This is a genomic window from Clostridium sp. DMHC 10, from assembly GCF_001270375.1.
GTDB lineage: Bacteria > Bacillota > Clostridia > Clostridiales > Clostridiaceae > Clostridium_S > Clostridium_S guangxiense.
The window spans coordinates 82,286-97,893 of sequence record NZ_LGVB01000015.1; the positions used below are offsets into that span (position 1 = coordinate 82,286).

Sequence of the window (15,608 nt, forward strand, 5' to 3'; positions counted from 1 at the left end):
TTTACATTATTTTTTGAGATTGTTAACTACAACGTCCAGCAGCTCATCTACAGTAGCAATGACCTTTGCATTTGCCTGATAAGCATGATTAAATTGTATTAAATTAGTCATTTCTTCATCAAGCGAAACACCTGACACTGAATCTCTTGACTGCTGAAGGCTTTGAAGCTGCAGTTTTGAATTTTTAAGCGTTGTGCTTGCCTCATTTACCTTTGTTCCTAAATTAGTTACTATATTTGTAAAGTAATCAGAAACAGTATTACCACCTGCATAATTCTGTACTGTATTAACACCATTACTGTCAACTCCAAGAGGCTGATTAAGCCCAGAAGCGCTAAACAAATTATCTCTTGTTGTATCTGGCAAAATTCCTTGAATATTAATTAATTTATTTGCAAGGTCAGCTACTGCCTGAGCCCTTTTTCCGTCTGTATTACCATCTGTTGTATTATCGCTTTCATCTTGATTTCCAACATCGCTGAGTCTTGTTTTTATTTTCATAGGATCATCGGCTATTTCTTTATTTATAGAAATATTTCCAGCAGTTATATCCTTTTCAGCTGCTAATGCAGCATCCAAATTTGCACCAGATAATTCTGATTTACCATTTGAATCAACAGTATACTTAGCTACATCACTATTAACAAAAAACGGTAGTGTATCACTTGCAGAACTTGCACTTGTACTGCCGCTTTCTACAGTATTAACAGTTAACGCAACTGCTTTAGCTACTTTATTCAAATAATCAGTATAATTATCGATATCATTTTGAACAGATGAGGTTCCCTTAAGTGTTCCATTTGTAGATTTGAACAAGTTCAGTGCACTAGAATCACTAGTTAAATTTATAGGATGATTAGAATCTTGTCCGCTTGCGATGGTGTTGCCATTTGAGTCCACAGATAATCCTATTGCATTTCCATCCTTATCTGCCCAAAGCACTCTATTAGTTTGAATTTGATTTAATTGATCTTGGGTTAATCCACTTACATAAACATCTACTCTATTTTTTTCGCTTGTTTTATCTCCGTTTCTATAATATGTTAAATCATAAACCGGATTGCCGCTACTATCAGTCTTAACTGTACCATCAGCATTTTTAACTTCTTGAATATTATTAACATATGAAAATCTAACTTCTTTATCGCTGTCCTTAACCTGTACTAAAGACGTGCCCGAAAGCTGACTTCCATTGCTAGCAGTTACATCAACCCCATATAATTTTTTGTCGTCTACATTGATGTTAAAATATTCACTTAAAGAATTGAGAAGAGAATCTCTTTCATCCATGAGATCATTTGGTTCAACACCTGAAGCTTTAACATTAATTATTTGCTTGTTTAAATCATCAATTTTATCCAAGGTAGAATTAATATTTGAAACTTCGCTGTCGATTTCGCTATTACAATTTGCCTTTAAATCCTGTAATTTTTTATAAGTAGAATTAAGCTGATCTGTAAGTGCTTCAGTTTGACTAACAACAAGCCCTCTAGTTGTTTCAGTTTGGGGGTTTACAGCAAGGTTGTGCCAATTAGTAAAAAAATTAGAAAGTAAACTTGCCATTCCTGTATCAGTAGGCTCATTCATTACGTTCTGCAATTCTCCTAAATAATTGTTTATAGCTTTATTTGTTCCTTCTGCACTTGTTTGATTTCTAACTTGGTAATCAAGAAAACCATCTTTAATTCTCGTTATGTCTGAAACTTCTACTCCTCTTCCTGCCGGCTGTCCTGCATGCACCTCAGTATCAAATAAAGCCTGCATTTCTGCCCTTTGTCTTGTGTACCCATCTGTATTTGCATTTGAAATATTATGCGAGGTTACATCTAAAGCAGCCTGTTGTGCTATTAAACCTAGTCTTGATATATCAAGAGTTGAAAATAATCCTGCCATACTCTTGCTCCTTTCTATTTACTTATTTTTCCATATCCATTATACGTTTTAACATTTTTGTTTTGGCCAAATAGATTAAGCATCTTATTAGCAAATAATAATCCTTGCTTAATTAAAAATTGATTTACAGTGTTTTGACTTTTAACCTTCTCGACAAATTGAACCATGTCATTAAAATTTTTGTTTAAAGCGTCATCATTAATTTCTTCTACAAAAACTCTTATAGGTTTATCTCCTTCAAGTTTTCGCCGCTGAACTTCAACCTTTGCGACTTCAACATTAGCAGTTTCTATCTTCTTAACAATATCTTCAAGTCCAAATATATTTTTTTCAAGATAAAGTTCATGTTGTTTTTCTAAAAGCATTAACAAAGTATTTAAGGCTTCAATCTCCTTAAGTATCAATTCATTTAGTGCTTCTTTCATTTTTAAACCTCTCTTCCCTTAAAGTAATCTACAATCTTTTGTGCAACCAATTTAGAATTTCTATTATAGGTACCATTTTGAACTTGACTTTTTATTAATTTAACTTTTGTAGAATCATTACCGATTTCGAAATTTGAACATAAGCTGCTAAGCATTTTACCAGCTTCTGAAATCTCTATCCTGTCTTCTGCAGGAGCATTATTAGTCTTTCTAATGCTAGCATTATAAGTATTATAAATCATATTTACTTTATTATCTGCACCTACATTATTTACTTTCATAAATACACACTTCCTATCAAACTATAGACTTCACATGTTAATACAAACATTTGAACTTACCTTCAGTAGTACAAACCTTATACTACCTCCCCTGTTTCTATTATCGTAAATTGAAAAATAAAGTTTATATTTGATAACCAAAATAACCGGCGAATATATCTGCCGGTTATTTTATGAATGATCAATGCCTATTTTTTTCCTAAGCTCTTTATTTTTTCTTCATTGCTAACAATACTTGTAATCCTTACGCCAAAGTTTTCATCAACAACAACAACCTCACCATAGGCAACTCTTTTACCATTTACAAGTATTTCAACTGGCTCTTCAGCAAGCTTATCAAGCTCAATTAAAGAACCTGTTCCTAAATTAAGTATATCCTTTATATTCTTCTTTGCCCTACCCAAAACAACTGAAATGTCAAGTGGCACGTCAAGTATAAGATCTATATTTTTAGGCATATCCTTGGATGCCGATGGCCCAAAGGATTGAAATGATGCCTTGTTAACTTCAACTGGTGGCTGCTGCTGATACTGCTGTGGCATTTGCTGATATTGTGGTATAGCCTGCTGGTACTGCGGCGGCATTTGTTGATATTGATACTGCGGCATAGCCTCTTGATTTTGCTGCATCGGTTGCTGATACTGTGGTGCAGCCTGTTGATACTGCGTTTGCCCAGGATTATTATACTCTGGATTTGAATTTTGCGGCTGCACATTGTTTTGAACTTCATTAGATTTAGGCTGCTCTACTTTAGTGCCTTCTTCTTTTGGAGCTTCTCCGCCTCCCATCATTATGCCTATCATTTTTCTTGCTGTTTCCATTGGAAGTATTTGCATAATTTGACTATCAACAAGATCTCCTATTGTCATTTTAAATGCTACTTCTACCACATTTTCATCATCTTTTATGGTATCTGTTAAAGGATCAGTATCATTATCCCATATTTTAGATGTAGGAGGAGATATATTTACCTCTCTTAAAAGCATAGTAGCCATAGAAGTTGCTGCTGAACCTATCATTTGATTCATTGCCTCAGACACAGCGCTAAGTTCTATTTCGGATAAAGTCTGATTTGTTACCTTTCCGTCTCCACCCATCATAAGATTAGCAATAACAGCGGCATCTGTAACCTTCATAACAAGAAGGTTTTCTCCGGCTATTCCACTTATGTATTTTACATCCAATGCTACATTAGGAACCTCAAAATTATTTTTTAATGTTCTTAATGTTGTAATGCTTACAACAGGTGTAGTTATATTAACTTGCTGACTTATTATGGTGGATAATGCTGTTGAAGCAGATCCCATAGAAATATTTCCTATTTCACCAAGTAAGTCTTTTTCTATATCGGTTAAAATTTCATCACTATTATTCGTATCATTACCCTCATTTGTCTCTGGCGGCTGTCCTGAGTCAGAATTACTCCCGTCTCCATTCAAAAGAGAGTCTATCTCTTCCTGTGAAAGAAATCCATCACTCATAATTTTCCACATCCTTATCTATAATATCTAATATCTTAACTCCCATATTTTTGCCTATAATTCCAGGCGCTCCTATATAATGAATTTTATCATATATAAATATAGAAATTGGACTGTTGCACTTATTATCCAATGTTATTACATCTCCAACAGATAATTTCAAAAAATCTTCCACAGTTATATTTGTAAAACCTAGTTTAGCTGTTAAAGGAACATCAACTATATCTAATCTACTTCTTAGCTTTTCCCTTGATTCTTTTACAATTTCCTCATTATTCTCTTGATACCAATATTGAACTATAAGTTTATCAAGAACCTTCTCTATACTTAAATACGGTATGCACATATTTATAAAGTTGTGACTATTACCCATATCAGCTGAAAAAGTTATAAGAGCAACAGGTTCATGCGGAGCCAATGTTTGATTAAGTGCCGGGTTTGTTTCAAGTGTTTCTATCTCTGGCTCAACATTTACTACATCACTCCACGCTAATTTTAGATTATCAATTAACCCTTGATTTATTTTCATAATAATATTTTTATCTATATCTGTTATCTCTCGAGTTTGGTATTTTCCACTACCCGCACCTCCAAGAAGTACATCCAGTATTTGATATACAAGTTGGGGAGGCATTTCAAATAAAACAGATCCACTGAGCGGTGGCATTTTAAATATCGTCAAAAAAGTAGGATTTGGAACAGAATGAATAAATTCTTCATAAGTTATTTGCTCAACAGACTCTATATTTATTTTTACATTGCTTCTTACTTGCGCGGTAAGATAATTTGATATTATTCTAGCATAATTATCATGTATAAGTTCAAGGGTTCTCATGTGTTCCTTGGTGAACTTTTGAGGACTTGTAAAATCATATAGCTTTACTTTCTGCTTCTCTTCGTCTTTTGAAATTTCATCTGGTTGAAGTTCTCCAGAGGACAGGGCAGATAACAGAGCATCTATCTCACTTTGTGACAAAACGTCTGCCATAATTTTCCCTCATTTCTTCTCATTACTAATTTCTAATTAATTTATCAATATCTATAAGTGTAACTATTCTGTCTTTAAAATTTATTATACCCTTAACATACTCTTTATTACTACCACTGTCTAAACTTTCAATAATGCCTTCGTCTATATCAAGAACTTCATCAACTTGATTAACTGATATTCCAACAAGTTCTTCTTCTAATTTAAGTATTATAGTACTCTCTTGCTCATCATCAGATTTTTCTACATCAAGAAGAAGATTTATGTCTAAAAGCGAAAGTACACTTCCTCTTATATTTATAAGTCCTTTTACATATTCTGGAGCTTTGGGGACTTTAGTAACCATCATGCTCTCCCCTATAGTTTGAACTTTTGATGTTTCAACAGCAAATTGCTCATCATTCAGTTTAAAAATAACTATTTGCACCGTAATCACCTCCAACTAATTTAATAAATGAGCTGTATATTAACCCAAAGCCTTTTTTATAGCTTCAAGGACTCTATCTGCTTGAAATGGCTTTACTATGAAGTCTCTTGCTCCAGCCTTTATAGCATCCATAACCATAGTTTGCTGTCCCATCGCTGAACACATTATTATTCTTGCTGCTGGATCAAATGCCTTTATTGCCTTTACGGCTTCTATTCCATCCATATCTGGCATAGTTATATCCATAGTTACTACATCAGGTTTTTCAGTTTTATAAATTTCAACTGCTTTTAATCCATTACTAGCTTCACCAACCACCTCAAATCCATTTTTTTGAAGTATATCCTTTATCATCATTCTCATAAATGCGGCGTCATCAACAATTAATACTTTTGCCATTTTTCAAACCTCCATATTAATTTATTCCTAAACTATTAAGTATTTTTTCTAATGAACCGGGCATTGGTATATAATAAAAATGCCCACTAATGTTTTTTTCTTTATCCTGTAAAAATACGGTTTCTAAATCAAGTACATTGTCATCATATTGACCTGATTCTATAAATGTAGTTGAAAGCATTGCTCCAAGCATATCATAAGTAACTGCTGGTACGGAAGGAGTAATGACAAGATTTGTAAGCTTAAATATTGCATTCATATATGAACCAGATATTATATTACCTATTTCACAAAGTACAGAACTTGACATATCATTTAATTTATCATATTTTTCACCCGTAAGTGATTCGACTATTCCTAATGCAGTATCTTTATCAAAAACGAATAGTATATTACCTGGAGCATCTCCCAAAACTCTAACTATAACTCCAACTGCTAATTTTTCATCGCCTATTTCATCAAACAATTCACTCATACGTATGATATTTACTGCTGGAACTGTCATATCAATTTTTTTTGCTTAAAAGTTGGGATAGCGCTGTTGCTGCATTACCAGCTCCAATGTTACTTACTTCTTTAAGTGCATCTAACTGCACTGGCGACAAATTAGAATAGTCCATTAAAAGCACCTCCTAAACTAGTGCGGCAACATCAAGTATTAATGTTACAAGTCCATCTCCAAGAATAGTCGCTCCAATATATTCTTTAAGCATTTTCAAAGTTTTACCAAGAGGCTTAATAACGATGTCCTGCTGACCCATAAGCGAATCTACAAGAAGTCCTGCCATTTTCTCTCCCACTTTAACAATTACAATATAAACTTTTTTATTATCTGATTTTGGAAGATTCAATTTTTCATTTACTCTTATTATTGGAAGTACATTTCCTCTATATATAATAACTTCTTTATTATTAGTTTTCTTTATTTGACTTTCATCATAATCTATAACACTATCTATTGCATTTAAAGATATTGCAAGATTCTCTGAACCAACCTTCACTAAAAGTGCTGTTATTATTTGAAGAGTTAACGGAAGTTTTATAGTAAATGTAGTACCTTTTCCCTGTTGAGTACTCATATCAACAGTTCCACCAAGTGCTGAAATTTTAGTTTTTACAACATCCATTCCAACTCCTCTTCCTGAAATGTCAGTTACTACATCATTTGTACTAAAGCCTTGATCAAATATGAGATTGACAATTTCATTCTCACTCATATTTTCGGTATTTATTCCTCTTTCTTCTGCTTTTTCCCTTACTTTTTCAGCATCTATGCCGTTACCATCATCTTGAACCTTTATAACAGCTTTAGTTCCCTCTTGATATGCTACAAGCTTTATTTTTCCAACTGGATCTTTTCCCCTTGCTATCCTCTCTTCTTTTGAGTCTTCTATTCCATGATCTGCTGAATTTCTTATTAAATGTATTAGAGGTTCTCCAATTTCATCAATTACAGTTCTATCAAGTTCAGTATCCTGTCCTTCAATTATAAGTTCCATTTCCTTGTTTAATTCAACAGAAAGATCCCTTACAAGCCTTGGAAATCTATTAAACACAGTATCAAGAGGAAGCATTCTTATTTTCATTACTAAATCTTGAAGATCATTTGTAGTTCTTGCTACTTGTTCTAGTGTTTCATTAAGTTCTGTAAGTTTATAATTCTGGCTTATTTGTTCAAGTCTTGTTCTATTTATAACAAGCTCTGAAACCATATTTAAGAACTTATCCAATCTTTCAAGATCAACTCTCACAGATTGATGCATTTTCTTATGTGGAGCATCTCCAGATTTACTTTTTACTTTTTCAGCTTTTTTCTTAACAGCATTTTTCTTTGGTTCTTCTTTCTTCTTAGCTTCTTCTTTTGGTTTTCCTTCTATATAACTTACCTTAACATCTTCAAGCGTTAACTGCTTTATATCTATACTGTCAATTTCCGATATTTCCTGTAATATTTCTCTTACTTCATTATCATTTTTATGAGTCAAATAAACAAGATTTATCTCAAACTCAAAGTTTTCTGCTTCAAGATCTTCTGTACCTGGAATAGATTTTGTAATTTCTCCCCATTCCTCAAGATTTTTAAATATTAAAAAAGCTCTTGCGGATTTTAACAATGTAGATTTGCTTAAATTAATATCAATTGAAAAAGCATTATATCCTTTTTCAATAGCTTGTCTTATAACATTTGCATCATATTCGTTAAGACTTATTTTTTGTGAAGCATTACTATTTTGATCAGCGTTAGAATCACTCACCTTATTTTGATTTGCTTTTTCACTGCCTACTGCTGCACCCTTTTGCGATATTGATTCAAGCTTAGTTATAATATCATCCACTGGAACTTCTTGTTCTTCGCCATTTTCGATATTATCAACCATTTGTTCAAGAGTATCAAGACATTTAAATAATACAGTTACAACCTGCTTGGTTACTTTTAGCTCGCCATCTCTAAACTCTGATAAAACATCTTCCATCTTATGAGTTAACGCAGCCATGGTGTTGTATCCCATAGTTGCCGCCATTCCCTTTATTGTATGAGCAACTCTAAATATTTCATTTAGCTTGTCCACATTATCTGGCTCCTGTTCTAATTGTAGAAGAGCTTCGTTTAGTGTCTGCAAGTTGTCTTTAGATTCCTCCAAAAACATAGACAAATATTGAGATGTATCCATAATTTCCCCTCCTTACAGCTTCCTATATATAAAAGTAGAAGCTTTTTCAAATCCATACTCCTTGTAATTGTAAATGCTTTCTGTTGCACCAACAAAAAGCAGACCACCTTTTTTAATGAGGTGCTAAATTTTTTATAAATCTTTTCCTTTATATCTTGATTAAAATATATAACAACATTTCTGCACACTATTATATCAAAATCACCTTCATATGAATCTAATATTAAATCATGCCTTTTATATGTTATCATATTTTTAATATTTTCATCGACGATATATTTATCGCCCACATTTCGAAAATATTTATGCAAATCTTGCTTTTCTACATTTTTTATTTCAGATTCTATGTATTCACCTTTTTTAGCTTTGTTTAAAATGGTTGTGTCAATATCAGTAGCAATTATACTGCATTTACTACTATATCCAAGTTTATTTACTATAATAGCAATAGAATATGGCTCAGCACCTATTGAGCAGGCTGCACTCCATATTTTAATATGATTGTTTTTAAGAGTCATATTTCTTATTTCTTTTTCAAATTCTTTAAAAATTTCTGGATTTCTAAAAAACTCTGTAACGTTTATTGTTATAAAATCCAAAAACTTTTGCCTCTGCATTTCATTATCCTTTAAAATTCCTACATACTCATCTATGGACTTTGCACCAACTCTTGATATAAGACTAAGTATCCTTCTATGAAGTTGATTTTCTTTATACGCAAACAAATCAATTCCAAATTCTTTTAAAGCCCACTTTTTAAAATCAACTAAATCCATTGAAGCTACCTCCTAAAACCGGTTGTTATTCTTATAATTTCATTTGCAATATTATCTATTGGAGCAACTATATCAACTTTACCAGTTTCATATGCAGCCTTTGGCATACCATAAATAACGCATGTGGATTCTGATTCTGATAAAGTTATTCCTCCATTATCTTTAATGATTTTAGTTCCATTAGCACCATCTCTTCCCATACCGGTTAAAACTGCACTTACAAGATGTGAACCAAATACCTTTGAAGCTGATATAAAAAGTTTGTCAACAGCTGGTCTCACTCCCCATATTGGAGGTTCCTTATTAAGAGTTATTTTGCCACTGTTTCCTATTTCCATATGGCATCCTCCTGGAGCAATATAAACAACATTATTTTCATAAACTTCATTATCTTCGGCTTCCTTTACATGTATACTGCTATTGTCATTAAGCCTTTCAGCAAATGCCTTTGTAAACCCAACTGGCATGTGCTGTACTACAAATATTGGCACGCCTATATTTTGTGGAAATTTTGTTATAACCTTATACAATGCCTTGGGTCCACCCGTTGATGCACCTATAACTACAGCTTGTATCTTAATATTATTATCTATTATTTTTCTTTCGGACCTACTTTCTATAGGCTTGTGCTCATATGAATCTAATTTTCTAGAAGCTGCTACCTTAACTTTTTCTATTAGTTGTTTTTGTATATCCATAATTTCAGATGTCATGCCCCCTGATGGTTTAGCAATAAAATCAAATGCCCCATAGTGCAAACATTCCATAGTAAGTGTTGTATTCCTATGTGACAAACTACTTATAACAATTGTAGGTATTGAACTATTCATTCTTTTCATTTCTTTTAAAGTTTCAATCCCCCCCATAATTGGCATTTCTATATCAAGAGTTATCACATCCGGTTTTTCTATTTGTATTTTGTTAATTAAATCTTTTCCATTATAAGCAGTTTTAATGACTTCAATATTAGCATCACTATTTAGCATGTCTGATATAAACTTTCTCATAAGTGCTGAATCGTCTGCAACTATTACTTTTATCTTTTCCATAGCATCCTCCATTAAATTTCTTTAATACCCAATCCTACAGTTCTTATTTGTACAGCACCATTAGATGTATCAAAAATCATAGTTCGTCCCTTATTTCCACCTACATCTTCCCCTAATATTGGTATTTTCATTTTCTCAAGTGCCTTTTTTACTGCTATACCATTTCTATTTCCTATATCCATATTCATTTTTTTATCTGAAAAATTAAACATAGATGCTCCACCTGCTATTTTAGCTTTCATATTGCCTAATTCTCCGCCATTTTCCACCATCTTTTTTACCAGTATTGGTATACTTAGATCAGCAAATTTATACGGATTAGTAACTTTACTAAATTGAGTACTATCTGGAAGCATAATATGTGCTAATCCACCCAACTTATTTTTTGCATCATATACAGTTATGCCAATACAAGATCCCAATCCCACTGTTATAATCTTTCCAGGTGAAAATGAAATATTGAGGTCTGCTATTCCAACCCTCACTTCTACAATACTTTCCATATCGCTAACCAAACTACTTTACAGCAGTTTCTTTTCCTCTTCAGATAATATTTGTGCCATATTAAGAAAAATAATAATCTTATTATCCATTTTAATAAGTCCTTCCAAATATCTTTTTGAAATTCCAGACACAACTTCAGGTGGTTCTTCTACATTGTCACTACTTACATCTTTAACTTCTGAAACTAAATCTACAATAACTCCTATTTTTCCATTTTCATATTTTACTACTATTAGTTTTGAATTTGAAGTTATTTTACTATTTTCTATATTAAACCTTTTAGAAAGTGATATAACAGGAAGCACTTTTCCTTCATAATTAATTACCCCATCAACAAATTCTGGTACATCAGGAAGCTTAGTTGTAGGTTCATATCCTAATATTCTTTCAACTTCCATAATATCTGTTGCATAATATTCACCATTTACACTAAATATTAAGATTTTAAGTTCTTTATTGTCCATATTGTATTATCCTCCTACAATAATAATTTATCCACTATAAGATCGTCTTTCTGATCTACATAAACGTGTATATTTTTACTAGGATTATCAATAGTAACCTCTTTATTTCCCACTGCAAATATAGTATTAGGGTAAGCTATCTCAGCATATATATGGCCGTTTATATCAACACTTATTCTTGTTATTACTCCACCAATACTACCAACAACCCCACATTTAATTTGGTTTTTAGCTCTAAGCTGCCCTCCTCTTGTCACTGCATTTTTATTTATAAATTCAATACTATCGTTTGATGTAATATTAGATATATATTCTCCTTTACCTGTAATATAAATATTTCCAGAACTTTCGATTTTACATTCTTGAATATATGGAATATCTATATCCGATGGTATAGACAATATAGACTTCAAATTTTTAACTTCTTCTTCAGCACTCTCCGATATAATTCTAAGCTCGTTAACATTTCTAATACAAAGAGGAGCAATTCCTATTAATTTTTCAATAAATAATTTTTCAAATTTATTATTAGCATCATTTACAAGTGAAATATAACTTTTGCACAGTTTAGTTATATTTTTAAACTTACTCTCAATAAGTATTTTAATAATTTCTCCATCAGAGGAAAAATTTATTTTTAGTATTATATTTTTTTATTTGATAAACTGCTTCTACTAATTCATTTATATTATTTTTTAAATCATCTAAAATTTCAATTTTAGATAAAACCTCAACGTCTTCTCCCCCACTATAAACCTGGGACAATATAGCATTCTTACCGATTGTTACATTTCCCTTCGCTTTAATAATAGCGCCCTCCACATTGCCATTAACAATGATATCATTTCCAGATTCTACACTCATTCCTTCAAGTACACTGCCTCTAATATTCACTGCTCCAACAAATTTAATATTTCCAGTTTTTAAATCAACATTAGAATTCACTTCATGAATATCTACTATAAAAAATCTATTTCCTTTAAAGGAGGCTTTTCCACTTTTAAGTGCTATCACTTTATTAGCTTCTATTTTGCAATTTTCATCACAGGCAATACTAATCCTCTTACCAGACTTCTTTTTTATTTCTTTACCATATACATCTTTGCCATTTTTTCCTTCTCTTCCATCATGTTTAATAGCTATTACTGTTCCTTTATCTATAGCATCTACAAATCCAATGCTTTTAAAGTCAATATTACCATTTTCATTTTCTTTAAATTTTAGATTTCCATTCATATTCACTTTAAATTCTATGCTATCATTTTCATCATTTTCAACTTCTATTCCCTTTGCAACAAGCATTCTATCTACATCTCTCCCAGAAACACACCTCTTTATATTTCCTTCTAAAATACCGTATACAATTTTATTTTTATTAAGTTCATTTTTAAGTTCATTTTCAGTGTAAAAAAGGCGGCTTTTCCTGCTTAAGTATCTCAGCTTCAAGCAGGATTTCATTGCTTTCTGGACTATCTTTCAACTTAAATTCATTTTTATTTATATAATTTATATCAACGTAAACTTCAAGATTATCAGGAGTAATAGATATATTTAATTTCCTTGTTGGTTTCTCAACTTCATCAAATTTAACCTTTATGTTCATAGAACTGTTTATTTCCTTTTTTCCAAAGGCTTGAACACCATCAATTGTTACAAATATATTTTGTGGAATTATTATTTTAGCAAAACTTCCTTTTTCCTTTGGATCAGTTACAATAATTTTGCCATCAATTACACAAACAGTACCATCTACGCTTTTTTCATTACTTTTATCTTCAAACTCTACTGCAATCCGTGCTTTTTTCTTAAAAAAGCTATTTTTTTCTTCCAGTATTTCATATTTAATATCGCTTTTTCTTATGTTTAATTCACTACATGCCTTATTTATACATTCCTCAACTGTTGATCCATGAAATATTTCTCTTTTCATAAAAAATACACTCCCATGAAATTATTTCTATATAAATTATATCACATAATTATCAGAAACTTACCTTTTTTACATAATACACTTATTTTTTATCGTAAAATTTTACAAATACTTTATATTTTTTTACTTTTTTATCAGCATATTACTTTACTTCTCATTTAAGCCAGTATACTAATATAGATAAGCAATCCAGAATCCAAAAATTGTAAGTTCAAAGTTTATCCTCACAAATCAAAATTTAATTTAGAGTAGATAGTAGTGCGAATTAAAACTGTAAGTAATAATTTATGAAAACTGACTTACATATTGTTCAAGGTAATTATCATAGGATTTGTGAATTTCTTTTATAACTGAATTATTAGAAGAATCAAAACATATAGTATCAACTTTATTAATAGGAAGTACTTTTGGTGATGTACCAGAAATAAATAGTCCATCCATATATTTTATGTTTTCATAATTAACACGTTCTTCTTTAATTTTATATCCACATTCTAAAACTACTTTTATAATTATATCTCTTGTTATCCCTGGCAAAACATCTTCTACAGGTGATGTATAAATGCAGTCTCCTTTAACCATAAATATATTGGATTTGCTGCCCTCTGTTATGTTTCCATTTCTATCAACTAATATAGCTTCAAATACCCTTTTATTTTTTATGGCTTTATCTGTACCTTCTCTAAAGCTAACATCCATAATTTTAGCATTAGGATTTTTTCTCTCACCTTTAAATAGTATAGTAGCTACTCCCTCTTTATAATCTTTTTCACTAGGATAATGATGTTTAATAAAGTAACAGTAAAAATTACATTCATTATTATAAAAGTTAAATACCACCTTAATATTTCCAAACTGAACTTTATTTATTTCAGTAAGCCTCAATATTGAGTCCTTTAATTTTTCATTATTAAATGGCAGCTTTAAATTAGATATATTTGCAGAATTAATCATCCTATAAATGTGTTTTTCAAAAAATAACGGTATACCCTTATATATTCTTATAACTTCATATAAAGATTTACCCTTTGAAATAAAATTTCCATCAAACTCATTTGAGCCTTTTATATCCTCATTAAATATATAGTAATCATTTTCAATTATTTCCATTTAAATTCCCCCAAGCTTACTTTATTTCCATTTAACAATTTCAATATTATCATCTTTCTTTTTAGGATTAACAAGATAAGGATGACCTACTAATTTAAACAAAGGCAAATCTGATAGAGAGTCAGAATACATGTATGATGCTTTAAAATCAACATTAATTTTTTCTTCTTTTAAAACTTCCATTAATCTTTTTACCTTTTCTTCTCCTTTACAATTTTCACCTATAATTTTTTTTCTGTACTTTCCATCCTCACGGGTAAACCTAGTTCCTATAACTTTATCAACTTCTTTTAAATTATAAAATTCATTTAAATAAAATTCTGCGGATGCAGATATAAGAAATATTTTATATCCTTCACTTTTTAGCTTCTTCATTGTATTTATAGCATCAACATACAGTATATGCGAAAGCCTTTTATGATAGAATTCCTTAACATACTCTTTCATCTTATTTTCATCTACGCCATCAATAAACGATATAAAGTTTTCCTTTGCAGTTTTTGCTGTAAAAATTCCTATTGAAAATAGAAAAGCCGAAATGACATTCTTAGGTAAATATATAACAAGCTTAGGTTTCTTTTTTATCATAAACAAATAAAACTCTAATAAAGTTTCTCTCTTTGTAAGAGTATAATCAACATCAAATATAGCAAGTTTTTCCATAAGATTATCTCCATATTTATTATATATTTTTTAAAAAAGTCGATGCAAAATGCATCGACCTTAAAATAACTCTATATAAAAGAATCTATTACATTTTTATCTAATAAAAATTCTTATATAGAAAAGGATTAAAACCATTAATAGTTAAGCTACAGTACTACTTTACTTTGAAACAATGCTTTCATAATATTTAGAAGCAGCTTCAAATTCGTTGTCATCAGGGATTACAAGTTCTCCTTCTTCCCCTTCAACTTTAAATAAGTACACTGAATCATTTTGAGGATTTTGAACTAATACAAATTCTTTATCTTCATACACAAAACCGTCTACAATTTCACAAGAAATTGAATTTCCGTTTTCATCCTCAAGTTCAACCATCATTGGCTCATGTTCACCACAATCGCATCCGCAGTCACAATCATGATGATGTTCTTCATGCTCATGTTCCTCTCCGCAGCAACCGCAGTCACATGTATTTAGGTTTTCTTTTTCATCCATATATATTGCCTCCTTTTCTCACTAAAGATATATAACTTTAAATTTAAA

At 31.1% G+C, this 15,608-nt stretch carries 17 protein-coding genes and 2 pseudogenes; all 19 read right to left on the reverse strand.

The window, feature by feature from the left end; genetic code table 11:
* Positions 1-6 precede the first annotated feature (6 nt).
* The 19 genes and pseudogenes from flgK to AGR56_RS02465 all read right to left on the reverse strand — a co-directional run bounded on the left by flgK (position 7) and on the right by AGR56_RS02465 (position 15,560).
* Complete coding sequence (gene flgK, locus AGR56_RS02385) at positions 7-1,893, reverse strand: flagellar hook-associated protein FlgK (RefSeq protein WP_053240994.1); 1,887 nt, start codon at positions 1,891-1,893, stop codon at positions 7-9.
* Positions 1,894-1,907: 14 nt separating this feature from the next.
* A complete protein-coding gene (locus tag AGR56_RS02390; protein WP_053240995.1) occupies positions 1,908-2,318 on the reverse strand; it encodes a flagellar protein FlgN in 411 nt (136 codons plus the stop codon).
* Positions 2,319-2,320: 2 nt separating this feature from the next.
* On the reverse strand, positions 2,321-2,599 hold the full coding sequence (locus AGR56_RS02395; protein WP_053240996.1) for a flagellar biosynthesis anti-sigma factor FlgM: 279 nt from the start codon (positions 2,597-2,599) through the stop codon (positions 2,321-2,323).
* A gap of 188 nt (positions 2,600-2,787) precedes the next feature.
* Positions 2,788-4,080 (reverse strand): flagellar motor switch phosphatase FliY, encoded by a 1,293-nt coding sequence (fliY, locus tag AGR56_RS02400; RefSeq protein ID WP_053240997.1) that lies wholly within the window; start codon positions 4,078-4,080, stop codon positions 2,788-2,790.
* Entirely contained in the window at positions 4,073-5,068 is a 996-nt protein-coding gene (fliM, locus tag AGR56_RS02405) for a flagellar motor switch protein FliM (protein WP_053240998.1), read from the reverse strand. Before fliM ends, fliY begins: the two co-directional genes overlap by 8 nt.
* Positions 5,069-5,093: 25 nt before the next feature.
* On the reverse strand, positions 5,094-5,495 hold the full coding sequence (locus AGR56_RS02410; RefSeq protein ID WP_053240999.1) for a chemotaxis protein CheW: 402 nt from the start codon (positions 5,493-5,495) through the stop codon (positions 5,094-5,096).
* 39 nt (positions 5,496-5,534) lie between these two features.
* A complete protein-coding gene (locus tag AGR56_RS02415) occupies positions 5,535-5,894 on the reverse strand; it encodes a response regulator (protein WP_053241000.1) in 360 nt (119 codons plus the stop codon).
* A 16-nt stretch (positions 5,895-5,910) separates the two neighbouring features.
* Positions 5,911-6,514 (reverse strand): annotated as a pseudogene (locus AGR56_RS02420) (chemotaxis protein CheC).
* Positions 6,515-6,526: 12 nt separating this feature from the next.
* Entirely contained in the window at positions 6,527-8,566 is a 2,040-nt protein-coding gene (locus AGR56_RS02425) for a chemotaxis protein CheA (protein WP_053241001.1), read from the reverse strand.
* Between the two features lie 12 nt (positions 8,567-8,578).
* A pseudogene (locus AGR56_RS02430) lies at positions 8,579-9,342 on the reverse strand (protein-glutamate O-methyltransferase CheR).
* 5 nt (positions 9,343-9,347) lie between these two features.
* Positions 9,348-10,391: a chemotaxis response regulator protein-glutamate methylesterase gene (locus tag AGR56_RS02435; protein ID WP_053241002.1), complete on the reverse strand. Its 1,044-nt coding sequence runs from the start codon at positions 10,389-10,391 to the stop codon at positions 9,348-9,350.
* Between the two features lie 11 nt (positions 10,392-10,402).
* Positions 10,403-10,894 carry a chemotaxis protein CheD gene (locus AGR56_RS02440; protein ID WP_053243262.1) on the reverse strand — a complete coding sequence of 164 codons (492 nt, stop codon included), beginning with the start codon at positions 10,892-10,894 and terminating at the stop codon, positions 10,403-10,405.
* An 18-nt stretch (positions 10,895-10,912) separates the two neighbouring features.
* A complete protein-coding gene (locus tag AGR56_RS02445; protein ID WP_053241003.1) occupies positions 10,913-11,359 on the reverse strand; it encodes a chemotaxis protein CheW in 447 nt (148 codons plus the stop codon).
* A 14-nt stretch (positions 11,360-11,373) separates the two neighbouring features.
* Positions 11,374-11,772 carry a hypothetical protein gene (locus AGR56_RS21145; RefSeq protein ID WP_242851261.1) on the reverse strand — a complete coding sequence of 133 codons (399 nt, stop codon included), beginning with the start codon at positions 11,770-11,772 and terminating at the stop codon, positions 11,374-11,376.
* A 205-nt stretch (positions 11,773-11,977) separates the two neighbouring features.
* Positions 11,978-12,817 (reverse strand): FapA family protein, encoded by an 840-nt coding sequence (locus tag AGR56_RS21150; protein ID WP_242851262.1) that lies wholly within the window; start codon positions 12,815-12,817, stop codon positions 11,978-11,980.
* The gene (locus AGR56_RS21155; RefSeq protein WP_242851263.1) at positions 12,759-13,289 is read right to left on the reverse strand and encodes a Jag N-terminal domain-containing protein; all 531 of its coding nucleotides are present in this window, start codon (positions 13,287-13,289) and stop codon (positions 12,759-12,761) included. Before AGR56_RS21155 ends, AGR56_RS21150 begins: the two co-directional genes overlap by 59 nt.
* Positions 13,290-13,574: 285 nt before the next feature.
* A complete protein-coding gene (locus AGR56_RS02455; protein WP_053241004.1) occupies positions 13,575-14,399 on the reverse strand; it encodes an aminotransferase class IV in 825 nt (274 codons plus the stop codon).
* Between the two features lie 21 nt (positions 14,400-14,420).
* Entirely contained in the window at positions 14,421-15,062 is a 642-nt protein-coding gene (locus tag AGR56_RS02460) for an HAD-IB family hydrolase (RefSeq protein WP_053241005.1), read from the reverse strand.
* A gap of 162 nt (positions 15,063-15,224) precedes the next feature.
* Positions 15,225-15,560 carry a DUF1292 domain-containing protein gene (locus tag AGR56_RS02465; protein WP_053241006.1) on the reverse strand — a complete coding sequence of 112 codons (336 nt, stop codon included), beginning with the start codon at positions 15,558-15,560 and terminating at the stop codon, positions 15,225-15,227.
* Between the last annotated feature and the right edge of the window lie 48 nt (positions 15,561-15,608).